The sequence below is a fragment of the Lysinibacillus sp. FN11 genome (assembly GCF_024628845.1).
Taxonomy (GTDB): domain Bacteria; phylum Bacillota; class Bacilli; order Bacillales_A; family Planococcaceae; genus Lysinibacillus; species Lysinibacillus capsici.
Genome location: NZ_CP102383.1, coordinates 4799835 through 4821988, shown reverse-complemented (window position 1 = coordinate 4821988; position 22154 = coordinate 4799835). Strand labels below are relative to the sequence as shown.

Below are 22154 nucleotides of genomic sequence, written 5' to 3'. Positions count from 1 at the left end.
TTCCCTCCCTTAAGAATTTAATTGGATTTTTGGATTTAACACGGTATAAAGCACATCAACAATTAAATTGACTAAAATAAATTCAAATGCAAATAACAGCAAGGCAGACTGAATGACTGGATAATCTCGAAAGGCAATCGAATCAATTAAAAGTCGTCCCATTCCTGGAAAACTAAAGACTGTCTCCACTACCACCGATCCTCCTAAGAGAAATCCGAATTGCAGACCTGCTACTGTTACCACAGAAATCAAGGAATTTCTTAAAGCATGGGTCACAATAACGGAGTGTTCTTTCAATCCTTTTGCTCTCCCTGTTCTTATAAAATCTGCTTGTAACGTTTCTAGCATGGAAGAACGAGTAAATCGAGCAATCATTGACATAATGCCAGCCCCTAAGGTCAAGGAGGGCAAAATATAACTAGTAAAGCCATCTAATCCACCTGTCGGAAATAGCCCTAGCTGCACTGAAAATAATTGAATCAATAATAAGCCCAACCAAAATCCTGGAATTGAGATGCCAGAAACAGCCGTTACCATACCAAAATAATCAGGCCATTTGTTTTTATTGATGGCAGAAAGAACACCAATCACCAAACCCATTAATGTAGCCCAAAACATGGAAAGGAAAGTAAGATGAAGAGAAGGCATAAACCTTGTTTTAAACATATCTATGACAGGTAGTCCGGTTGTTAAGGATGTTCCAAGCTCACCCGTCACAAGATTTTTCATATAATCCATGTATTGTTTAAGAATGGGTTTATCTAAACCTAACTCATGGCGTACATTTTCAACATCTTCTAGCGTGGCATCCTTACCAGCTACTAATCGTGCAGGGTCACCTGGTATGAAATGAATAAATAAGAATGTTAATATGGAAATGACAATTAATATCGGTATCATTTCAACAGTTCTTCTTGCTATATACTTCCACATGTTGCCTTCCTCCTTTCTATTTTTGTAGAAAAGGAATTGACGAGTATCAATTCCTTTTACTGTTCATTACTCCACTTTGGCATTCTTCACATCAAGTCCACCTGTAGGGTTTACTAGCACACCGCTTACATTTGAACGTACACCATATACAACCTCATCTACCCCTAAGAAAATCCAAGGTGTATCTTGATAAACGATTTCCTGTAATTTTTCATATAGTTCAGCTTGGCGATCTACATCTGAAATGGAATTAGCTTCATCCATTAATTGATCTGCCTCCGTATTATGATAATAAGCTGTATTTGCACCATTCGGTGGGAATGATACGCTATGGAAAAGAGGCTTTGTTGCATTCGTTATATCCGAAGCATACGCTGACCAACTCACATACCACATTTGTAATTTCGCATCATCTGGTGTTTGTGCACCATAGATTTCGTCTGATAAAGTTCCTTCTTCCATTGATTTAATTTCTACTTTTACACCGATTTGACCTAACTGTTGTTGAATAAACTGCATACCCTTCATCGTATCTGAGTTTGTGTTCCCCCAGATTTCAATATCGAAGCCATCTGGATAGCCTGCCTCAGCCAATAATTCTTTTGCCTTTTCAATATTGTGTTCATACATTTTTTGCTGCTTATAATAAACGGTTTTAGAAGGAATAATGGAGTCTAATGGTAAACCCAGCCCTGCATTCACCACTTTTAAATAAGCATCCTTGTCCACCGCATAGTTAAAGGCTTGTCGAACTTTAATATCATCCAAAGGCTTTTTATAGGTATTTAATGAAACATAATGTGCAATTGTAGAAGGAACCTTATTCACCTCTACATCTTTACTATTAGAAAGCTCATCAATATTTTGTGCTGGCACTGGATAGATAACCTGAGCATCACCTGCTTTTAGCATCGCTACGCGCGACCCATTTTCTGGCACTGGTTTATAGGTGATTTTAGCAACACGTTCTCCACCATCCCAATAGCCATCAAAGTTTTCAATTGTTAAATGGTCTCCTTGTACCCATTCAACAAATTTATATGGTCCTGTACCAACAGGTTTTTTAGGTATATCTGCTGAATTTTCTTTAATCATTTTTGGACTAATCATTTTGGCAACGCCGAATCGCGTAATCATTGGTCCATAAGGTTCTTTTAAAGTAACTTTAATTTCATAGTCACCTAGAATTTCAACATTGCTGATTAAGCTAAAACCACGAGAATATAAACGTAAGCTTTCATCATTCATGATCCGTTCAATGTTGACCTTTACAGCTTCAGCATTAAACTGTTCCCCGTCATGGAAAGTAACCCCTTCTTTAAGTTTGAACGTATAGACTAGAGCGTCTTCACTAATTGAATAGTCATCTGCTAGAACCTTAATAATTTGACCATCTGCATTAAAGCCTAACAATCCTTCTAGCATTGTCTCCTGAACAGAACTCGAATTCGTATCCCCTGTGTTATGCGGATCCATTGAAATAAAGTTTTCATTTACAGCGATAACAAGTTCATTTTTTGAACTAGCTGTACTTGAATCTGTAGTAGACTTGTCCCCAATATTTGATGCGTTAGAATTGTCTTTCTCTGCGCATGCCGCTAAAAGCAACGTACATAGAATTACAAAAACCAATTTTTTAACATAATTCATCTCATCTACTCCCTTTGTAAAAATATATAAAAATATTTCTTATAACTTAAATTAAGAAATATAATTACCAAAAAGCATTTATTTTCTCCACTGATGAAAATAATTAAGCAAAAAATAAACTATATTTTCTTACGATTAGACAATTCAATTCAGGAAAAATTTATCCCTCAACTATCACAATTGCTTTTAATCAGAAAGTATAGTTCAACATACAAGATGTATTTATTCCACTGCTGAAAATAAGTGATTAAAAAAATATTCCCTCTTAGGACATTTTTATTATCAGAAAATTAATTATTTTTTAACAACTATAAACTATGAAATCTAATATTTCCACTATTTTTTTGATAAATTTCAGAATTTTATAATTATTTTTATTGAACTATAATAATTATTCCTAGAATTTTTGTTGCCCCAAAGGCCAATAATAAAAGTTCTAAAAGCCCTTATTACGCGGCTTTTAGAACCTACATGAATAGTTGCTATAGCGTATTTATACTATTCACAACCACATTTAGTATGCGGTCAAGATCTTCTTGTGCAATATTAAGTGGTGGTGATAACGTTAAGACGTTATTAAACCCTGCTACAGTGGCTCCATTTTTCCCAATGATGACCCCTTGCCCTTTACATGCTGCAATGACAGCATTCACTTTCTCCACAGGTAAAGGTTCTTTCGAAACTTTATCTACCACTAATTCAATTCCAATCAATAAGCCTTTGCCTCGTACATCTCCTACATTTGGGTGATGCTGTAATTCTTGTTGCAGTGTTTTTAGTGTTGCTGGACCAATTTCCTTGGAACGGTCAAATAATGCCTCTTGTTCAAGAATCTCAATATTTTTTAATGCGACTGCACATGCCACCGGCGAGCCACCGAATGTATTAACATGGCGGAAATAGCCGTATGCATCTGATCCAGTAAACGCCTCATATATTTCACGCTTTACCGCTGTAGCTGATAATGGTAAATAGGCACTTGTAATTCCTTTAGCCATTGTAATAATATCAGGCTTTACACCATAATTCATAAATCCAAATGGCTTCCCTGTACGACCAAAGCCACAAATAACCTCATCTACAATCATTAAAGCGCCGTGTTTTTTACATACTTCTTCAATACCTTTTAAATAGTTTTCTGGAGGCATAATGACACCTCCACCTGTAATAATAGGCTCTAAGATCATCGCTGCAATGGTGTCGCTCAGCTCCCATGTCATCGTTTTGTCTACAGCCTTTACACTCGCTAAATCTAATGACGCAATTGTATCACTTTCATGCTCGCGATATTGATCAGGTGGTGCAACATGGATAAAGCCAGGTGATAGAGGCTCATATTTATATTTACGCTCCGCCTGCCCTGTTGCCGCTAATGCACCGAATGAATTCCCATGATAAGCACGGTAGCGAGAGACAATTTTATAGCGCGAGCTTTGTCCTTTTTGCTGGTGGTATTGTCGCGCTATTTTAAAAGCTGTTTCATTCGCCTCTGAACCACTGTTAGAGAAGAAAATAACATAATCTCCACCAAGCATTTCATTAAGTTTTTCGGCTAGTTCGACTGCTGGCAAATGTCCCTGAGATAAAGGTGCATAAGCATTTTTCATCATTTGTTCATGTGCTGCATCCGCTAATTCTTTACGACCATAGCCAACATTGACACACCATAGCCCAGCCATCGCATCAATATATTCCGCACCATCTGTATCAGTAATTCTTGCGCCATCAGATTTCTCTACTACATACGTGGCTTGTGGATTATAGGGTTTCATCGAATGCCATACATATTGCTCATCCTTTGCTAATACATCACTTTTAAGATTGATCTGCGTCATCGCCAAACACCCCTCATTATTATTTTAGTTTTTCGCATCGTTATTACTTGGAAACGCAAAGGAGCTTGCTGTATCCTCTGTCTCATCGGGCCAACGTTCAGAAATCGTTTTTGCCTTTGTAAAGAACCTCGCCTGATCTGGGCCAAACATATGCCCTTCACCAAACTTAGAGCGTTTCCACCCACCAAAGTTATGATAGCCAACTGGGATTGGGATGGGCACATTTACCCCTACCATGCCCACCTCTATTTCTTCTTGGAATTTACGCGCCGCCGCGCCACTGCTTGTAAACATTGTGACACCATTGCCAAGCTCATGACCATTTATTAAATCAATAGCCTCTTGTAGTGAATCAACCCCTACTACAATACGTGCTGGACCAAAGACCTCCTCTTTGAAGATCGTCATTTCTGGTGTGACATGATTAAGTAAAGTGGGACCAAGATAAAAACCATTTGACGTTTCACATACTTTTGGATTTCTTCCGTCGATGACAATATTGGCTCCTTCACTTATGGCCCCATCGATATAACGTATAATCGTTTCCTTTGATTGTTTAGTGATGACAGGACCAAAATCGACGCCTTGCTCTGTATAAGGCCCTACTTTTAGTTGGGAAATTTTATTTTTCAATATTTCTGTAAATCGTTGCTCTGTATCCTTCCCTACAACGAGTGCACCAGAAATAGCCATGCAACGCTGAGATGCTGCGCCATATGCTGCTCCTAAAAAGGCATTTGCTGTCTGTTCTAAATTGGCATCTGGCATAACAATCATGAAATTCTTCCCACCACCAAATGCAGCGACACGTTTATTGTGCTTTGTCCCAGTTTGATAGATATATTCAGCAACAGGCGTTGAGCCAACAAATGAAATTGCTTGAATCTCTTTGTTTTCTAATAGTTCATCGACTGCCTCTTTATCTCCATTCACCACTGTCCAAATACCGTCTGGTAGTCCTGCCTCTTTCCATAATTGGCTCAAATATAATGCTGAAATAGGTACACGTTCAGATGGCTTTAGAATAACAGTATTTCCTACCGCAACAGCCATACTTGTAATAGCCAGTGGTACCATAACAGGAAAATTAAATGGTGCAATGGTTGCTACTACACCAAGTGGCGATTTGGCAGAAAAAGCATTAATATTTCCACCTACATTGACGGAATACTCTCCTTTTAGCATTTGTGGGGCACTGATCGCCATATCCACAGATTCAATCCCACGAACAATTTCACCTTTTGCATCTTCCTTAGTTTTTCCACTTTCTTGGCAAATCAAATTGATAAGTTCTTCCTGTCTTTCTACTAACAGCTGACGGAAACGATGTAGCACTTCTACCCGCTTCCCAATTGATGTTTTTTTCCATGCTGGAAAGGCTTCCTTAGCAAGCTGAATAGCATGCTTTACCTCGGCTCTTGAAGCAAGGGGCACTCTTGCAATAACCTCACCTGTTGATGGATTATATACTTCAGAGAATCTGTTACTTGTACCTGCTACCTCTTCTCCTTTGATAAAATGTGTTAGCGTTTTCATTTCTTGTTGAACTGTCATACTGGACCACTCCTTTTTCGTCTTATTGTTCAAAATCAAACTCGTCTTTTGTGAAAAGGGAACTTGATTCATCGGCTTGTTTGATCACCTTTTTCTTTTGAGTCAGCATATAGAAAATCATCACAATGGCCACAATAACGCATGTAAATAATATTTGTGAGCGCATAGACTCTATAAAGAACATCGCAATGAGTAATGCTGTTGTTGCTACTATTGTTAAATATGTTAAATATGGAAATAGCCACATTTTCACCTTTAATAGCTCTGGATTTTCTTGCTCAATCTTCCGGCGCATTCTTAACTGTGAAAAGGCAATGATTAAATAAAGGATCAACGTAATAGCACTACAAGAACTTAATAAAAACATAAATACTTTATCTGGGGACACATAGTTCATAATGACCGCAATATATGAGAAAAATGTTGCGGCAAGTATGGCATTGACAGGTGCACCATTTTTGTTTAATTTTAAAAATGCCCTTGGTGCTTCTCCTTTTTCTGCTAAAGAAAATACCATTCTTGATGTAGCATAAAGTGCTGAATTTAGGCATGATAATACAGCAGTTAAAACAACAAAATTCATAATTTGTGCGGCTGCAGGAATACCAATATAATCAAGTACAGCTACATAAGGACTTGTTAAAATATCTGAGGAATGCCAAGGCAATAGCGTCACTACAACTGCAATAGAGCCTACATAGAAAATTAAAATACGCCAAGTAATAGAATTGGTAGCTTTTGTGACAGCGGCTAACGGTTCATCCGATTCACCAGCAGCAATCGCAACGATTTCTGTCCCCATAAATGAAAAAATAACTATAACGACACCCATTAGAACAGCGCCAAAACCATTTGGTAAAAAACCACCCTGCTCAACTAAGTTGGTCATACCAACAGCATTAAAGTTTGGAGCAATACCAAAGATAATAAAGGCACCAAGACCTAGAAAAACGACTATACTTGCAACCTTAATAAGAGAGAACCAATACTCAAACTCACCAAAAGCTTTGACAGAAAGAACATTTGTTAATGTAAGTGCTACAGTTAATAACAGACTTAATAGCCATAAAGGAATCCCATCATACCAATATTGAATAATGGCAGCTGCTGCTGTTGCCTCTAAAGCAATGGCAATCACCCAGAAAAACCAGTACAACCATCCAATCATAAAACCTGCCCACGGACCAATGGCTTCATGTGCATAGTGAGCAAACGATCCACTCGTTGGATTGACTGCCGCCATCTCACCTAGCATACGCATAACTAATACAACGATAATTCCTGCAAATATATACGATAAAATTGCCCCTGGACCAGCTAGGTTAATGACCGAGCCACTCCCCATAAATAGTCCAGCACCGATTACACCGGCAATCGCAATCATCGTCATATGCCGCTTCTTTAATCCTCTTTGTAAATGCGTTTGTTGCCCCATATCTGTCACCTCTTTTAGTAGATTGCTTGATCGCTTACAAAAATCTTACATCTTTCATAACGTTGAAGTAATAGACAAACTGTAAAATTCTATACTTTTGTTTTATACATAATGTAAAATAGACTAAATATTCTTAAAATAATTTTTAAACGATTTTATGAGTAAATTTATAGCACTAAGCAGAAATTATTGAATATCAATCACAGAGATGCATGTCAAAAGGAGGGGCAAAAATGAGCTCATTTCAACTAAAAGTACTAGACGTTTTACAGAATAAATATTTTCAAAATGCAGAGGTAGTTGCAGGTCATGAGGGACTAACAAGGAGCGTTAAATGGGTACATGTACTAGAAATCATACATGTTGATAATTTTTTAGTTGGTGAAGAGTTAGTATTAACTACAGGGCTTAGTCTTCAACATAGTATTGAGGACTTTGTATCCTTTATAGAAGCCATCATTCAAAAAAATTGTGCTGCACTTTGTATTGAATATGGCACCTCTATTCAAACAGTACCTGAAGCGATTTTAACGCTTGCCAACCGCCACCAGTTTCCTATTATTGTTTTCCATGAAGCAGTTCCTTTCGTTCGTATTACACAGGATTTACATAGCCAAATTATCAATCAGCAATATCTATTGATTTCTTCACTAGAAGCTTACTCACAAACATTGAACAAAAATGCACTATTGGGACAAAACACGGATGATATTTTACAAAATATGTATAATGAATTGAAAATACAAATTATGTTTTCCATTAAGGGAAGAGAGCCTATCTTTTTCCCCAATATGGCTCATAAAAAGCGGCAGCAATTCCTAACATTGAATATATCGACTCAGCAATTTAAACATGAGCCTATTTTTCTATTTGATCAACATTATGCTGATTTATCAATTTATCGAGAAGATGGGCTTTTCTCCGAATTTGAATTATTAATATTAGATCGCACGGCAACAGCGTTGGCACAGCTTTTAATGCGAGAGTTTTATATTGAGGAAAAAAAGAATATTGAGGATGCTTCGATTTTAGCTGATTGGATTGATCAAAAACTGTCTAAGGAGGAAATTTATAAATTTATCGTTACACATTATGCTAACTATACACAATCTAGTGGCACTGTCTTTATTTTGGCTTCTCCTAATACATTGACAAAGGCACAGGAGGATGTTGTCTATAGTAAGCTTTATTACCGTAATCTGTTTGAGCAACATGGCTTTATTCCATTTTTATTTGAAAGAAAAAGCTATGTTATTTTTATTTTACTGCATACAAAAGATAGTAAAGCCATTCGTGATATGTTGAACAACATGTTTTCCTCCTTGGCCAAAACTGAATTTTATAAAAAGCAGCAAGCACAAGGTTATCAGATAGCTATTGGGAAGGTTGTTTGTGATGTAGATGAAATTCCTAAAAGCTATCAAACTGCACTAGAAACCTTATATATTTGTCGAAAAGTACAAACGTCCTCGTTCTTTTACGATGATCTGCATTTATATCATTTAATCTATAAATTACAAATGCAAGTGGATTTACAGGAAGTGATTTACGACTATTTACAGCCAGTTATTGAATACGATAAAAAATATAATAGTAAGCTTCTCGAAACATTGCAGGTGTATTTACAAACAAATGGCTCTAAACAGCAAACAGCGAATCAATTGTTTATTGTTCGTCAAACACTCTATCACCGCTTAAAAAAGCTTGAAAGTTTACTAGGTAAAAATTTTATGAATGGGCATAACCGCATTACACTTGAATTTATGCTACTAGCCAATTCATTGATCGAGGATAAGAGCTAGAAAAAAGTTGGCACGCTCAAAAGGCTATCTACCTTCCTAAGCGTGCCCCTTAATTACCCTTTCACAACTACATCCTGATACAGTTCAGGTCTGCGATCATCGTAAACAGGGATTCTTCCACGTACTTCATCGACAATAGAAAAGTCTACATCGATCACCGCTATTTCCTCGTCCTCAGCACCAACCCAAAGTACTTCTCCCCAAGGCTGAATAATCATGGATTGCCCATTAAAATTTTCTACCTTTTTTGAAATACGATTAACGGCTATGACAAAGCATTGATTTTCAATTGCCCGAGCCTGTAGCAATGTTTTCCAATGGTCAATCCTTGGAGTTGGCCACTGCGCTGGTACAAATAATACCTTTGCTCCTTGTAATGCATGGGCTCGTAACCATTCTGGGAAGCGAATATCATAGCAAATAACACCAGCAGCTTCAATGTCACCTAGAGCAAAACGATTCATTTCATTCCCTGCCTCTAAGTAAAGATGCTCGTCCATTAAACGGAAAAGATGTGCCTTGCTATATTCCCCAACAAGTTCTCCATTACGATCAAAGGTATACATTGTATTATAAAATTTGTCGCCTTTCTTTGTTGAAACAGAGCCCCCTACAATATGTACATCAAGTTCCTTAGCAAGTTTAGCCAAAAAGGCCTTTGTCCGCTCACCATTGATATCTGCTAGCTCAGACAGTTTTTCCAAAGCATATCCTGTATTCCACATTTCAGGTAACACAATAATTTCTGCCCCTTGTTTTGCAGCTTCACGAATCTTCTCCTCAGCACGCGCAAAATTTTCTTCAACTTTGCCAAAGCCAACATTTAATTGAATACATCCGATTTTCATATCCATTCCTCCTCTAGACAATTAACAGAAAAAGTAATACCTTTTAAATCACATGTGCCGCAATGTCTTTAATACTCTTGAAGTGTATGATTTACTACATTTTCGCCTTATTATTTTCCATTATACTATAATTTAGAATAGTAATATTTATATTTATCCAGTCGCTTAGTCGCTTTTTGGTCGCCTTTTTTATTTTACTTATGCACAATATACACTCTCATACGCGGCTTTTCACTTAAATATTGTTATATCAAGGTTTATACAGCATCTTAGCCAAATCGGTTAAGATGCTTTTTTCATCCCAGAATAGCCAATGGGGTTAAATTTTTTTTTGCAATTAATGATAAATAATAATAAACCGTTTTTAGGGAGAAGTTCTAGTAATTATTTGCTAGATGTTTTAAACGAATGGATTTTTTGTATTTTTGTTTCCTAACATTCCATGATTTGCATGGTATAATCAAATATTATAAATATTCGAGCGAACATGGAGGTTAATATATATACTATGAATTTTATTCCGACGGCAGTGCAATACCAAAAACAATCAGAATATGTTCAAGAAAGAAAGGTACTTCACTCCTTAATAATTGATAGAAACACAATCAATCGAATATCCAAAACTCCTGCATCTGCAGTATTAACAGCTGGAGGGTCAGGATCAGGAAAGTCTTTTTTTGTAAATGAGTTTTTCTTGAATTCAACCGAAGAAAACTATGTATTAATTGATTCAGATAATATTAAAGAAGAGTTACCCGAATATGTTGAGGCTGTTAAGAATAAGAATTTGGATGCTGCTGATATTGTTCATAAAGAAAGTGGACATATTGCTGATTCACTTCTACAATTTTGCATCTCAAATAGCTATTCTTTTATATATGATGGCACAATGTCAAACTATGAGAAATATGACACACTAATTACCAACTTAAAGAAGTCACAATTTAACATCAGTGCTTTGTATGTTGATATAGATGTTGATGTTGCTTTAGGAAGGGCATTAACCCGCGCTCAGGTTACTGGACGAGCTGTTCCAGAGCATGTAATCAAAGAAACAAACTTAATGTCAGCAAAAACTTTCCATAAATTATTCTCACGTTTTGATGAAGCCATTTTATTCAACAATTCAAAAACTATTGGTTCAAATGATTCCATGAGTCCATTTGCAATAAAAGAGCATAGAAAAATAAAACCTGTTAATTTCGAAGAATATCAATTATTTTTACAAAAAGTAAATTCTTAGATTCTTAACATACCCAAACCATTTTTTGTTAATAATCCGTGAAAAGATGTCTTTTTTCTAAAAATGATGTCTTTTTTTTGATTTTATGGGTATATTAATATTAACTATATCCAAGGGGGAGATTATATGGTCAATGTATTCGGTAATATGGTTAAGAAACTGAAAGATGAACGATTCATCAAAAACGTTTCTGAGAGTATGCCACCTAAACCTGAGATCAATCCTGAATTTATGGAGTCATACAATCAATATCAACAAAGAGCGGCTGAACGTAAAAAAAAAGATAAAGAATTGCAACTCACATAAAATTAAGATACAAGTATTGGCATACTAATAAAATACACACGATTAGAAGCGAGGATGTTGATTAACAGCATTCTTGTTTTTTTGTATGAAGTTAACGATACTATTATTTCTTATGCACCATTACGCATTTGTCCCTTCGATTAGCATTTTCTTCAACTGTATACGATACACCCTCTTATACGAGGCTCTTTAAGTTTCTTCTCAGCAAGTTTATCAACAACCTTATTAACATCTGTGGGAAGCTTTTAATCGGTTGTTCTAAAAAATCATATATGGTCATTTGTTTTTTGTTTCACTTCTTATAATCCCCTTTCACCATTCAAGCCAGTTTTCTAAGTTTGGTCTATTACATATTTCTGTTCGACTATCTCTATCCTCTAGCCAGTTATAGAAAGGTACTGGACGCTCTCTATCAACCGTTTCTTCTATAGATGATAATTTATGTTGCTTCATACTAGAACGCTCTACAGCCTTATTAAACGCTCCTACAAATACGGATCTTAATGTGCTTGTAACTGTTAAAATACCTTCTTTAATATCCATAGCAATTTTAAATAGTACGTTCTTAGCTTTTATAAATTCATCCACAGAATTTACTTGCGAAGCTAATACAACCTTGTGCAATTCATCTTTCAAGTTGTCTGTTAATGGCAAGCTATTCATGAAATCAAATAGCATGACTTGGTACTCGTTCATGTACGCCTTTTTCTTTTCAGCTTGCAAAGCTAATTCATTGCCAAGACTCATAATATTATTTGCTTGTTTAGAACTTAAAAGATTAAAAGATTTAGATGATTGGTTTTCTGTAAAAGTCTCAGAAACCGCGTCATTACTGATGGCCCGAGCTGTTTCTCGTTGGGACACGCTCGATGGGACATAAGGTAAAATGCGATAAATACTAGCCCCTTTAATGCCGTTTAATTTAGTGCTTGGTACTTTCTCGATGATGCCTAAATCCTCTAACTTTTTAACGCTACGATAAACTGTCTTAGTGCTGATCTCCAATGCTGCAGCAATTGTGGCAGCTTTCAAATGACAGGCTCCTGGATGTTCTAATGCATGACTAGCAAATTTGAAAACGATGGCACGTTCTGATTCCGTTAAATCATAGTAATGATCTGCCATGTGGTTCTCTACAGCTGTGTCCATGTCTGTTACTGATTCAAATGTTTTATATGTTGCTAAATATTCAAATGCCATCGTTTTCACCTCACTTTCTTTTTTACTTTGAGTAATTAAAAACTCAATGAGCAGCACATAGTTTGTACATGCTGCCTGTTCAGTTTTTAAATCTAAGCACGATATTTTAAATCCGAAGTACGATAGTGGGATTCAATTCTTGCAGCCACTGGATCCGTGATTTCTACTTTCAATGAATAGTCTATTTCCTCAATCAAACTCACTTCTGCTCCGTTTGCTACAGCCCATTTTTCAATTTTCTTCAAAGCTGAATATGCACTTTTCAGTTTTCCTCCGACTGCATTAACTCCATGAATAACGAATACATAAGGTTCTGTTTGAGATACTTCAACACGTTTCTCAATAGTTTCAAAGATTAAATTGCTAACTTCTAACCCAGCTAAATTTTTCATTTCAATTCCGCCTTTCGTATCCAGTTTTCTAAATTCATATTTTAACTATGTTTTGTATAACTTAATTACATGATAAATAAAACAGATTGATAAGTCAATTACAAATTGCGTAATTGATTAATTTGATTTATAATTGTGTTATGAGATGCATATAATGGAGGTGTTTTTTTGGCTAGAAAAGAATTGAAATTACGATTACGTGTACTCCTTGCAGAACGTGATTGGGAACAAAAAGATTTAGTGGAACGTACAAATTTAACAAATCGTGCTGTAAGCGAAATGGTAAATGGTAAACAAAAAAGCTATCCCAAGGCGTCACTTAACGAATTGATCAACGCTTTCGAGATAACCGATATGAACGAATTATTTAAAATTGTAGAAGTGGAAGATAATGAGGAAACAGATAACTAAATAAGGTTGTCTGTTTTTTGTATACTTTCTTTGCTTTATTTCCTAAAATGGTAATATCAAGGGAGGTTTATGTATGAAGAAGTTATTTTACATCGGAGCAATGTCAGCATTTTTACTTGCTGCTTGTGGTGAGGAAGAGGTAAAGCCAAAAGAAGAAGCTCCAACTGAAGAAAAGGAAGTTAAAGAGGAACCAGCTAAAGAAAAACCTGTTACTGCACAAACAGAAACAACTGAAGCTAGTCCATCAAAAGCTCAAAATGCTACAATTGAAGCTTTTAAATCAAATGATTTTATGAAATTCGCTGATGCATTTTATGGATTAAGCGCTTCTGAACGTTCGGATGTTTATCGTTCAACAGTTGAAGGTGCAATGGTAACATGGACTGGGATAATTACAGATTTAGAAACAGTAAAGGATAGCATTATTGTTATGGGTAAAACCGATGCATATAATGGTGCTGATTGGATTACTTTAGAGAATGATAATGCTGATTTAGTACCTTATGTAATTATCGTAGAGATGAATGATCCATCAGTTAAAACAGGTCTAAAAAAGGGCGATTCAATCACATTAAAAGGTGAAGTTGGCGCTCGTGGAGATATGGACATGAAATTTAACTGGAAATTATATAAAGGCGAGATTGTAAAATAATTAATTAAGGTCACTCAAATGAGTGGCTTTTTTACACAAAAAAACAGGCACTTTATTTCAAGTACCTGTCACTTGTAATTGCTAATATGATTGCTCTCGTTAACCCTCATCTATAACTATACTATAGGAAATATTCAGTTTATTCCAAACCCAAGCTTGAAAAAGTTCATCTATTACTTTTTTTACTGCTTTTTCATCCATATACTCGTCAATACCTAATTTTTCAAACGTGAATATTTCTTCCACCCTAGAATCTTCATATTTTGTACTAAATGAAAAAGTTACTGTTTTACCCATTACTTATCCCTCCCCCTGCTTCATTAGTTTAATAATACCTTATACCAATTTTATACGGATAACTTTTTCCATTCTCCATTATACATTTGTCTTTTTACACTCGCGCACATTGCGCTTGAAATTAAGAGTGGGATTGAGAACCTTAAAACAATGGCTAAAACGTCAACTGCAGGTAAACAGGAAAAGGATATGTATGATGTTGCTGATGAAATTCGGGAATTGAAAGATTTACTAGATGATGGGATTTTAACGCAAGATGAATTTGACGCGAAGAAAAAGCAATTACTAGGAATCTGACATGAGATTTATTGAAGGTGCAGTTGGATTGGTATTCATTATGTTTGGCAGTCTATTAATGAATATAACTGTTGAAGATGCAATGACTAAAAATATAACTTTAAGGATAGTTGGTGGTATCGCGATGTTTATTGGTATCATTATTTTGAATAGGGCAATAAACAAGGGCAGAAATAAAACTTCTTAATTATCTAGGTATATAAAAAAGCCCAGGTACTCACTGTTAAAATGAGCACCTGTTTTTTTGTCGAAAGTGAATCTTACTAAACAAGCTTAGTTTTTTGATTCACATATTTAACGAATAAACTATATAGAGGTTTCTTTTTTTAAACAGCCAATGCCATATACATATTTTTTTAATTTATAACCTAGTTATTTATTTTGGTATTTTAAAGCAATAAAGAGTATTCTGTATTTTAAACCATTACCCTTTTTGTTGGAAATAATAGGTTTTAATGTTATATTAGTTTGTAATTAATACCTTTCTATTTCTATAAAGTAAATTTCATATAATTCTCAAACAAGAGGTGTTTCTTAGATGACAAGAGAAGTTTTTCATATTGATAAAAGGATTGGATTGGGTTTTGATTCTCACAAAGATATGGAAGAATGGACTGATAAGGAATGGGATGCATTCCATAAGTTTACGGAGGACCCTGAAGCAGGACAAATATTATTGTTAGATGACGAAAGATTATATTTAAAGGTGAAAAAGATAAGTCCTAGTATTAATAGTAATAAAATGAGAATAGAATTTGAAATTGAAAATAAAAGTGATAACGATAAACTAATTATATTTAAAAAATGGATAATTAATAAAGATTCAATTGAATTGTTTGACACTCTTCCGATACAAATAAAAAGTAAAGAATGCAAAAAAGACTCTATACATTGGGCAAAAAATGTTGAGATTGGCAAAGAGTTCGAACTTATTTTTGAAATTAGAGACCTTGCAAGTTCAAAGTTAGAAAGTGAATTGTACTTTAAAATTGTGTGGTAAAAGACCAGGGTATATTCCCTGGTCTTTTATCATCCATATTATTTTGGATACATAGTTATTACAGAGTTTCTTGTCTGGCCATCCACTTTCTTTTTAACAAAAATAACAGTTATATATTGATTAAGGTAAATATCATAACCGTCAGCTCTATATTTACCATTACCTACGAATGTTATATTATCTTGCTTATAAATCTTACCCGCTAAATCTGCCATTTCTTGTTCAACTAAGTGTCTTGCAAATTGTGATTTCAAATCTCCATCAACTTTCACTTTTCCTTTACCTGGTGAATCCATATGATAATAACTTATATGACATGCTCCATATTTTATATTTCCTTCTTCCACTACTATGTTATTATCTTTATCATAGTGGTTCCCACTGAAAAAGTCACAATAATGCATAACTACAGCTGCATCAGCTGTTTGAGCTTTTGTAGTTAATCCAATAGATAATAGTAGAGTAAATGCTATCAAAATTGAAATCTTTTTAATTAATCTGTTCATATAAATCTCCTATTTTCCTCTATAGCTATAGTTTCTTGTATTTCCCTCGGGTTACTATTAGCCTATCATTGAAAACATTTCAGCTTCAATAGTAGAATCACGCCATTTTCTGTCGTGGTTTTTACATTTAGTTTACATTAAACGTCAGATTCCGCCATGTTCACCGCCAAAAAATGGCGTTCTATTTAAGGTTCGTTCACACTAAAGTAACTTTTTCTTTGATTTTGCTGTTTATTGTTTGACATTTTACTTAAAAGTTTATTTTATCTAAATTTACAAACATTTAATAATTAGTTCCAGTATTTTCATTGACAAATTATTTAATTATATGTATTCAAGGAAATAGACCAGTTACCTAAACAGTAACTGGCCTTTGTTTTTAAGCACTACGTTGCTCAATAATAATCTTCAAACCTTCAAAATCCCCACTTGTCATAGTACCAGCATTGAATTTATCAAGCCAAGACTTATCAATCTTGCCTTTATCTACAGCTTGTTTAATGTAATCACGAACTGCTGCTTTAGTTGTCTCATTTGAGAATTGCATTTTATCATCATCCTTTTCTGTTGGTTTTCCTATCTCCATCGGATTCATTGCTTCTTCAATTCGTTTCAAAAAACTATTCCAACGATTTTCTGTCAATATACGGTGGGGACAATACTTGCTATTCCAATCCTGGTGCTTTTTCACTCGCTCAATACCCCATCCGAACTGTTTTAATAATTTTGCAATGTACTGAACTGCATTTTCTTCAGCCATTCCATAACGAACACCACCACTTTTGCTGTAACAGATTTCGATGCCAATAGAAAGGCGATTCCCTTTCTTTAAAGCGTTAGGATCGGTACTACCTCCACCGTCCCCACAATGCCAAGCGTTTCTATCAAAAGGTATTGCTTGAATAACCTCTTTATCATCTACCGCAACGTGATAAGAAACCTGATTATTATTGCCAATCATGTAGGAAATTTCGTTAGCTGCAGGTGCGTCATTGGCTGTATTGTGTACGGTTATGAATTGCGGAAACATAATGAATGGTGCCTTAATTGAATATTTTGTTGAAGGTAATAAGATTTGTCTGAAAGTGTAACTCATTTAACCTCACCCTCTCCTGTTTTATCCTTTACGATTGCTAAAATATTTTTTACAAAGTCAGGCATTGGCAAGCCCATTTTAGTACCGTTCTCAGTGATTGAAATAAATTCTAGGACACAAAATGCAATGGCTGCTCCATCCCCTGCATACTCGATGCCAGGTATTACAACAGACAATAAATATACTGAACCAACCAACATTAAATAATAGATTTTTCGAATGATACCGTTAAAGCCTGTACGACTGTTTAAATTTTGATTTACAATACCTCCCATAATTCCAGTTAGGTAGTCAATGGCCATAAATCCAATTAAAACAGTAACGGCCATTCCTAGACCATCCACTGAATATGAAACGATTGTGCCTATTGTTCCACTTACTACAGCAATCCATTTTTCCATCTGAACACTTCCCTATTCCAAAAATAAAATCCCTCCACTTTGTGGAAGGACTTTTTTATTTCTTTTTATATTTGTTTCTTATTGTAAGGTAATTATCTAACGCTTCTAATATCGCTAAATGAAATGTGAACTGTAGTGTTCTTTTGTCTAACAAAAATTGCAATTCACCGCTGTTATGTGTAACTTTTATATTCGGTATAAAACTAAATATTGTTTCAACTCCATATATATTACACGCTAAAATGATAGCTAACCATCCATAAATAATAGTTTTGGCGATTCTAACTAGATATTGCATTTGCATCCCTCCTAATCTGTTGTTGTTCCATCATCATATACAGATTACGAGTTTTTCACTACCTAATTCATGCTCTACCAATCCTTACCCTATTTTTTACCAATAACGCTAAACCTATGCTTGCGTCACAAAATCTTTTCCTGTAATCTCTTTATACTGTTTAGGCGTGATTTCTCCAAAAGGATTTTCTTCTGTTTTAACTGCTAATTTTAATTGCTCTGCAGTCACCCATTTATACATAAAAGCGATTTGCCAGAATTGCATTATAGGTCACCCCCTTTCATGGCCAACATTTCTAGTTTCAATTGTGTAACTGTTTGACCAAGGCTATTAATAAGAAGGTCTTTTTGAATACCCTTTATCTTTTCCTGGGCTAATTGTGCACCAAGTGACGACACTTGTTCATCTATGCTCAATCCAGTTCCAACCTTTACAGGCTGCCCTATAGAGCCATCAGATTCACGTTGTTTATATTCAAAAGCCATTACTCAACCGCCCCCGATATTAAGTGAATTTTATGATTTACCGTTGCATCTGGCCGCGTTGTAGAGATTTTCAAAATGATGTTATCTTTTGGCTCAGTCGTCTCAAAATAAAAAGTATCTTCAACTATGCCGTTTGTATTAGGCATAGGAGCCGTGTTATCAGCTGTTAGCGTTTCATACTGCTCTTGTTCGCCAGCTAACGTCATGGAAAGCTCAACTTTAAGATCCATATCCTCATTACGTTCAATGAATAATAAAACGCCCTTTGCAGAACCAGCAGGAGGTGTAATCTTGTACCTCGCCACAGCATGCAAAATAGGCGTTTTAATTTCATTCTTTTTAAGTTTTATTGTTTTACTTGTCTTAGCACCATAGTTGTCTATTACTTCAATAACGATGGTGTTTTCACCTACTACAAGTTCAGCAAGTGATACATCAAACTCCCATGCACCACCTGGTCCACTATAGATTTCAACAGAGTTTTTAGCATTAACTTTTTTGGTTACTTTAACTGTTGAATTTGCATCTTGATCAGATGAAGTACCACTGATTTTAAATTTGTCTGAATCGATAACTCCTGTAGGTACAACCGCATCAACAGATAGTAAAGGAGCTCTGTTAGGCACGACATAAAATGTACGCTCAATAGTTGCAGATTGGCCATTTTCACTATCGACTGCCCAAACTTTTAAAATATGGGCTACACCTTCAGTAAGTGTTCCAGTAAGTACCGTTTCACCATCGTACAGTTTCCCATCTTTGAATGTTAATTGCTTAGATAAAGTAATCTGTGTCTGACTGACGTTCGTTGCTAAGACTTTTCTTTGCTCTCCATTTATTTGATAAAACACTGTTACTGATTGATCTTTGTCCGCATCGTAGGCATCGCCTGAGATGTTAATTGTGTCGTTTTCGTATAGTGTGAGATTGTTTTCTGGTGATAATAATGTAATTGATGGCGCTGTATTTGTTGAAACAGTTCCGACAAATTTGATGCCACTTGATGATCGATACATTGTCGGCGGTGTATCGCCGAAAGATAGCTTGAATGACGGATCATATAATGTGCTAGGATTACTCAATGTAACCCCTTCGTCCGCAATTTTAGTATCTATCCAATTTCCGCCACTCTGCTTTTTGAGTAATCTAATGTCTCTGTATGTTGTTTCTTGCGAATCTGTACCGGCGTACATGATGTATAGCGTATTGTTTTTGTCTGCTGTGATTGATGGCTCTACCGCTAACAAAAGTCCACTTACATTAGTTAATGCTGTGTACGAAGTCCATGTATAGCCTCCGTCTGCACTAGATATATAATGAATATTGTTTTTTACACTTGAAGGTGTTGGCCCATCCCATGTGACATGGATTACGCCATTTTTGTCTACTACTGCTGACGGAGCACTCTTTTTAAGCGCTACAGTAGTTGCATCTGTAGGTGACGCATTTTTGCTTAACCATTTTGAGCCATCCCAATAATGACAATGTATCTCGTATTGACTATTGACCGTGCTTTCTATATACGAAATAATTACCGGTTTCCCGTTGACCCATACAATAGATGGATATAGGTATCCTTGACCCGCTGTATTATATGATGTCAGTTTTTCTTGGGCTGACCATGTGATGCCTCCGTCAGTGGTTTTAGAATAAAACAGATTGTGAGAATTGTTATCCTTAATAGACCATGCAACGTACATAAAGTTTTGGTTTTGTGGATCAATGGCTATTGAAACGCCTTTGCATAATAAAGTTGCACTTGGATTGCCGCCATAAATAGGTGTTCGTTTTACAGTAACCCCATTTTCGGTAAAACGGATGAAATCTACCGTTTTATTATACTCTGCTTGAGCGACAATACCGAATTCATTACCTAACGCGACAATGCTCCAATACATATCGCTTGTATTACCACCGTTATTAAATCTGGAATAGATATTATTCAAAGATGTCCATGTGCGGCCTTCATCTGTGCTTTTGTATGCGAAAATATGTGTATTTCCTGCGTCGTATGTTTGAACCGTTGCGATTAACGTTCCGTTTGCTAACCGAATTAATCTACGTGATTCATTGCCGCGTAGATTATATTGTTTATTGATTATCACTCCCGGCCCTAACGGCCCAACTGCCTCACCTTTCACATACCAAAAACCGTCCGTATGGCGTCCATTTGCCGGATATGTGCCATCTTCTGCCGCAATGTTGGATTGCACTAGCGAACCCTTGGAATAGGTTGTGCTTATTTGTGTTTTCACAACTGAACCCCATGTTTCGTAAATTACATTGTCATGCGAACCGATGGTAAATTTAATGAGCGAACACTTGGTTATGATGAGGAAACAGGAAAAACGCATACGAAAGTACAAAACAGTTACTTTAAACAGTCTTACTGATCGATCAATAAAAAAGGCAATTACCGAATTTGAAATTAAAGTTTCTCAGATGGATATTGAGCAAATTACTGAAACTATTACTTTTGCAGAATTTCGTCAACGTTGGATGGACAATTATGTACGGCTTGATCTGTCCCCTGCTACAAAATCTCACTATTTACGAATTTTAAATACTGGAACATTTGATAGATTTGACAACATGAAGATGAAAAAAATAAAAAAAATTCATATAGTTGAATATTTCTCGGAGGAAAAAAAGGAAGGACGTAAAAATTTAAGTAATAAATTTAGTCTCTTAAAAAGTATCTTTGCAAAAGCTATTGAATGGGAAATTATTAATGAAAACCCTATGAACGGTATAAAAACACCTCGCGTAGAGCCTAGAAAAAAAGAACTACAATTTTATGATTCTAACCAATTATCTCAAATGTTAGAAGCGATAAACGTTCTTAATTTGAAATACCGTGTAATATACAAGCTTGCATGTTTGGTAGGGTTAAGAGAATCAGAAATAACAGCAATTCGATTAGAAAAGATTAACTTTGTAAATAATACAATTTTAATCGATCAAGCTTTGAAGTATGATACTGAGGGAAAATCCGAATTAGTTTTAGGACCAACCAAAAATAAAAAGCCTCGAATTGTTAATGTTCCTGAAAAGTTTATGAATGAAATTAAAGAACAAGTGCATGCTCAAAAGAAATTGAAAATTAAATCAGGACATGCATGGAAGCCAATGAAAGACGAGAGTGGAAAGGATATAGATTTTTTGGTTACATCGCAACTTGTTTTAGGCTACCCTATCCTACCTTCGTCACTTGGATCAACCTGGCATCGACATTCTAAAAAGCTTGGTCTTCCTAAATTAAACTTTCATGCATTACGACATTCATGTGCATCTTACCTATTGAGCAATGATGCGAATTTTAAAATTATACAAGAACAATTAGGACACAGTGACGTAGGATTGACAATGAATACTTATAGCCATCTGACTAAAGAAGATAAACAAACAGCTATCGAGTTATTTAATAAGATTCTGTAATTTAGTCGCTTTTTGGTCGCCTGTGGTTTTTTAGAGCATTTCAATCCTTTGTTTATAAAGGGTCTAGACAATTAA

At 35.5% G+C, this 22154-nt stretch carries 25 protein-coding genes; 9 read left to right on the top strand and 16 right to left on the bottom strand.

All coding sequences use genetic code 11. The features are described from left to right. Positions 1–9 precede the first annotated feature (9 nt). The 5 genes from nikB to NP781_RS25065 form a co-directional block, all read right to left on the bottom strand. On the bottom strand, positions 10–933 hold the full coding sequence (gene nikB, locus NP781_RS25085) for a nickel ABC transporter permease (RefSeq protein ID WP_221679222.1): 924 nt from the start codon (positions 931–933) through the stop codon (positions 10–12). 66 nt (positions 934–999) lie between these two features. After that, entirely contained in the window at positions 1000–2583 is a 1584-nt protein-coding gene (locus NP781_RS25080) for a glutathione ABC transporter substrate-binding protein (RefSeq protein WP_221679220.1), read from the bottom strand. Between the two features lie 482 nt (positions 2584–3065). After that, positions 3066–4418, bottom strand: a complete 1353-nt coding sequence (locus NP781_RS25075; RefSeq protein ID WP_257521096.1) for an aspartate aminotransferase family protein — start codon at positions 4416–4418, stop codon at positions 3066–3068. A 24-nt stretch (positions 4419–4442) separates the two neighbouring features. After that, positions 4443–5972 carry a CoA-acylating methylmalonate-semialdehyde dehydrogenase gene (locus tag NP781_RS25070; RefSeq protein WP_257521095.1) on the bottom strand — a complete coding sequence of 510 codons (1530 nt, stop codon included), beginning with the start codon at positions 5970–5972 and terminating at the stop codon, positions 4443–4445. A gap of 22 nt (positions 5973–5994) precedes the next feature. Beyond that, positions 5995–7407 carry an amino acid permease gene (locus NP781_RS25065; protein ID WP_221679214.1) on the bottom strand — a complete coding sequence of 471 codons (1413 nt, stop codon included), beginning with the start codon at positions 7405–7407 and terminating at the stop codon, positions 5995–5997. Between the two features lie 233 nt (positions 7408–7640). Between NP781_RS25065 and NP781_RS25060 the strand changes: the two genes are divergently transcribed. After that, positions 7641–9209: a PucR family transcriptional regulator gene (locus NP781_RS25060; RefSeq protein WP_257521094.1), complete on the top strand. Its 1569-nt coding sequence runs from the start codon at positions 7641–7643 to the stop codon at positions 9207–9209. Between the two features lie 53 nt (positions 9210–9262). Here NP781_RS25060 and NP781_RS25055 read toward each other — a convergent pair whose 3' ends face one another. Further along, entirely contained in the window at positions 9263–10057 is a 795-nt protein-coding gene (locus NP781_RS25055) for a carbon-nitrogen family hydrolase (protein WP_257521093.1), read from the bottom strand. A gap of 508 nt (positions 10058–10565) precedes the next feature. Here NP781_RS25055 and NP781_RS25050 point away from each other — a divergent pair. Next, positions 10566–11300: a zeta toxin family protein gene (locus NP781_RS25050; RefSeq protein ID WP_257521092.1), complete on the top strand. Its 735-nt coding sequence runs from the start codon at positions 10566–10568 to the stop codon at positions 11298–11300. 126 nt (positions 11301–11426) lie between these two features. Beyond that, positions 11427–11606 (top strand): hypothetical protein, encoded by a 180-nt coding sequence (locus NP781_RS25045; protein ID WP_257521091.1) that lies wholly within the window; start codon positions 11427–11429, stop codon positions 11604–11606. Positions 11607–11918: 312 nt separating this feature from the next. Here the strand turns inward: NP781_RS25045 and NP781_RS25040 are convergent, their stop codons facing one another. Together NP781_RS25040 and NP781_RS25035 are read right to left on the bottom strand one after the other, a co-directional pair. After that, positions 11919–12806 carry a helix-turn-helix domain-containing protein gene (locus NP781_RS25040; protein ID WP_257521090.1) on the bottom strand — a complete coding sequence of 296 codons (888 nt, stop codon included), beginning with the start codon at positions 12804–12806 and terminating at the stop codon, positions 11919–11921. A gap of 92 nt (positions 12807–12898) precedes the next feature. After that, complete coding sequence (locus NP781_RS25035) at positions 12899–13198, bottom strand: hypothetical protein (protein ID WP_257521089.1); 300 nt, start codon at positions 13196–13198, stop codon at positions 12899–12901. 168 nt (positions 13199–13366) lie between these two features. On the opposite strand from NP781_RS25035, the gene NP781_RS25030 reads away from it, so the two are divergent. Continuing rightward, positions 13367–13609 carry a helix-turn-helix domain-containing protein gene (locus tag NP781_RS25030; protein WP_257521088.1) on the top strand — a complete coding sequence of 81 codons (243 nt, stop codon included), beginning with the start codon at positions 13367–13369 and terminating at the stop codon, positions 13607–13609. 73 nt (positions 13610–13682) lie between these two features. Beyond that, positions 13683–14261, top strand: coding sequence for a hypothetical protein (locus NP781_RS25025; protein ID WP_257521087.1), 579 nt, complete (start codon positions 13683–13685; stop codon positions 14259–14261). Between the two features lie 99 nt (positions 14262–14360). On the opposite strand, the gene NP781_RS25020 is transcribed toward NP781_RS25025, so the two are convergent. Beyond that, positions 14361–14558, bottom strand: a complete 198-nt coding sequence (locus NP781_RS25020) for a DUF7167 family protein (protein WP_257521086.1) — start codon at positions 14556–14558, stop codon at positions 14361–14363. Positions 14559–14708: 150 nt separating this feature from the next. On the opposite strand from NP781_RS25020, the gene NP781_RS25015 reads away from it, so the two are divergent. The 3 genes from NP781_RS25015 to NP781_RS25005 all read left to right on the top strand — a co-directional run bounded on the left by NP781_RS25015 (position 14709) and on the right by NP781_RS25005 (position 15855). Continuing rightward, positions 14709–14855, top strand: coding sequence for an SHOCT domain-containing protein (locus tag NP781_RS25015; RefSeq protein ID WP_257521085.1), 147 nt, complete (start codon positions 14709–14711; stop codon positions 14853–14855). A 1-nt stretch (position 14856) separates the two neighbouring features. Beyond that, the gene (locus NP781_RS25010) at positions 14857–15042 is read left to right on the top strand and encodes a hypothetical protein (protein WP_257521084.1); all 186 of its coding nucleotides are present in this window, start codon (positions 14857–14859) and stop codon (positions 15040–15042) included. A 351-nt stretch (positions 15043–15393) separates the two neighbouring features. After that, on the top strand, positions 15394–15855 hold the full coding sequence (locus NP781_RS25005) for a hypothetical protein (RefSeq protein WP_257521083.1): 462 nt from the start codon (positions 15394–15396) through the stop codon (positions 15853–15855). Positions 15856–15893: 38 nt separating this feature from the next. Here the strand turns inward: NP781_RS25005 and NP781_RS25000 are convergent, their stop codons facing one another. The 7 genes from NP781_RS25000 to NP781_RS24970 all read right to left on the bottom strand — a co-directional run bounded on the left by NP781_RS25000 (position 15894) and on the right by NP781_RS24970 (position 20896). Further along, entirely contained in the window at positions 15894–16361 is a 468-nt protein-coding gene (locus tag NP781_RS25000; RefSeq protein WP_257521082.1) for a hypothetical protein, read from the bottom strand. Between the two features lie 379 nt (positions 16362–16740). Continuing rightward, positions 16741–17457, bottom strand: coding sequence for a peptidoglycan recognition protein family protein (locus NP781_RS24995; protein ID WP_257521081.1), 717 nt, complete (start codon positions 17455–17457; stop codon positions 16741–16743). Continuing rightward, positions 17454–17858 (bottom strand): phage holin family protein, encoded by a 405-nt coding sequence (locus NP781_RS24990; protein ID WP_197224486.1) that lies wholly within the window; start codon positions 17856–17858, stop codon positions 17454–17456. Before NP781_RS24990 ends, NP781_RS24995 begins: the two co-directional genes overlap by 4 nt. Before the next feature lie 55 nt (positions 17859–17913). Continuing rightward, positions 17914–18156 carry a hypothetical protein gene (locus NP781_RS24985; protein ID WP_257521080.1) on the bottom strand — a complete coding sequence of 81 codons (243 nt, stop codon included), beginning with the start codon at positions 18154–18156 and terminating at the stop codon, positions 17914–17916. Between the two features lie 114 nt (positions 18157–18270). After that, positions 18271–18420: an XkdX family protein gene (locus tag NP781_RS24980; protein WP_257521079.1), complete on the bottom strand. Its 150-nt coding sequence runs from the start codon at positions 18418–18420 to the stop codon at positions 18271–18273. Then, positions 18420–18641, bottom strand: coding sequence for an XkdW family protein (locus NP781_RS24975; protein ID WP_257521078.1), 222 nt, complete (start codon positions 18639–18641; stop codon positions 18420–18422). Before NP781_RS24975 ends, NP781_RS24980 begins: the two co-directional genes overlap by 1 nt. Further along, a complete protein-coding gene (locus NP781_RS24970) occupies positions 18641–20896 on the bottom strand; it encodes a hypothetical protein (protein ID WP_257521077.1) in 2256 nt (751 codons plus the stop codon). The genes NP781_RS24975 and NP781_RS24970 overlap by 1 nt, the downstream gene beginning before the upstream one ends. A gap of 55 nt (positions 20897–20951) precedes the next feature. Between NP781_RS24970 and NP781_RS24965 the strand changes: the two genes are divergently transcribed. After that, a complete protein-coding gene (locus NP781_RS24965) occupies positions 20952–22079 on the top strand; it encodes a tyrosine-type recombinase/integrase (protein ID WP_257521076.1) in 1128 nt (375 codons plus the stop codon). Positions 22080–22154: the final 75 nt, after the last annotated feature.

Bases quoted from the DNA above. Each gene is read 5' to 3' on its own strand.
- NP781_RS25025 (WP_257521087.1), top strand. From the start codon at position 13,683: ATGAAGAAGTTATTTTACATCGGAGCAATGTCAGCATTTTTACTTGCT.
- NP781_RS24980 (WP_257521079.1), bottom strand. From the start codon at position 18,420: ATGCAATTCTGGCAAATCGCTTTTATGTATAAATGGGTGACTGCAGAG.
- NP781_RS25015 (WP_257521085.1), top strand. From the start codon at position 14,709: ATGGCTAAAACGTCAACTGCAGGTAAACAGGAAAAGGATATGTATGAT.
- NP781_RS24995 (WP_257521081.1), bottom strand. From the start codon at position 17,457: ATGAGTTACACTTTCAGACAAATCTTATTACCTTCAACAAAATATTCA.
- NP781_RS25020 (WP_257521086.1), bottom strand. From the start codon at position 14,558: ATGGGTAAAACAGTAACTTTTTCATTTAGTACAAAATATGAAGATTCT.
- NP781_RS25005 (WP_257521083.1), top strand. From the start codon at position 15,394: ATGACAAGAGAAGTTTTTCATATTGATAAAAGGATTGGATTGGGTTTT.
- NP781_RS25050 (WP_257521092.1), top strand. From the start codon at position 10,566: ATGAATTTTATTCCGACGGCAGTGCAATACCAAAAACAATCAGAATAT.
- NP781_RS24975 (WP_257521078.1), bottom strand. From the start codon at position 18,641: ATGGCTTTTGAATATAAACAACGTGAATCTGATGGCTCTATAGGGCAG.
- NP781_RS25075 (WP_257521096.1), bottom strand. From the start codon at position 4,418: ATGACGCAGATCAATCTTAAAAGTGATGTATTAGCAAAGGATGAGCAA.
- NP781_RS25010 (WP_257521084.1), top strand. From the start codon at position 14,857: ATGAGATTTATTGAAGGTGCAGTTGGATTGGTATTCATTATGTTTGGC.
- nikB (WP_221679222.1), bottom strand. From the start codon at position 933: ATGTGGAAGTATATAGCAAGAAGAACTGTTGAAATGATACCGATATTA.
- NP781_RS25055 (WP_257521093.1), bottom strand. From the start codon at position 10,057: ATGAAAATCGGATGTATTCAATTAAATGTTGGCTTTGGCAAAGTTGAA.
- NP781_RS25065 (WP_221679214.1), bottom strand. From the start codon at position 7,407: ATGGGGCAACAAACGCATTTACAAAGAGGATTAAAGAAGCGGCATATG.
- NP781_RS25080 (WP_221679220.1), bottom strand. From the start codon at position 2,583: ATGAATTATGTTAAAAAATTGGTTTTTGTAATTCTATGTACGTTGCTT.
- NP781_RS25070 (WP_257521095.1), bottom strand. From the start codon at position 5,972: ATGACAGTTCAACAAGAAATGAAAACGCTAACACATTTTATCAAAGGA.
- NP781_RS25000 (WP_257521082.1), bottom strand. From the start codon at position 16,361: ATGAACAGATTAATTAAAAAGATTTCAATTTTGATAGCATTTACTCTA.
- NP781_RS25035 (WP_257521089.1), bottom strand. From the start codon at position 13,198: ATGAAAAATTTAGCTGGGTTAGAAGTTAGCAATTTAATCTTTGAAACT.
- NP781_RS25040 (WP_257521090.1), bottom strand. From the start codon at position 12,806: ATGGCATTTGAATATTTAGCAACATATAAAACATTTGAATCAGTAACA.
- NP781_RS25045 (WP_257521091.1), top strand. From the start codon at position 11,427: ATGGTCAATGTATTCGGTAATATGGTTAAGAAACTGAAAGATGAACGA.
- NP781_RS24985 (WP_257521080.1), bottom strand. From the start codon at position 18,156: ATGCAATATCTAGTTAGAATCGCCAAAACTATTATTTATGGATGGTTA.
- NP781_RS24965 (WP_257521076.1), top strand. From the start codon at position 20,952: ATGAGCGAACACTTGGTTATGATGAGGAAACAGGAAAAACGCATACGA.
- NP781_RS24990 (WP_197224486.1), bottom strand. From the start codon at position 17,858: ATGGAAAAATGGATTGCTGTAGTAAGTGGAACAATAGGCACAATCGTT.
- NP781_RS25060 (WP_257521094.1), top strand. From the start codon at position 7,641: ATGAGCTCATTTCAACTAAAAGTACTAGACGTTTTACAGAATAAATAT.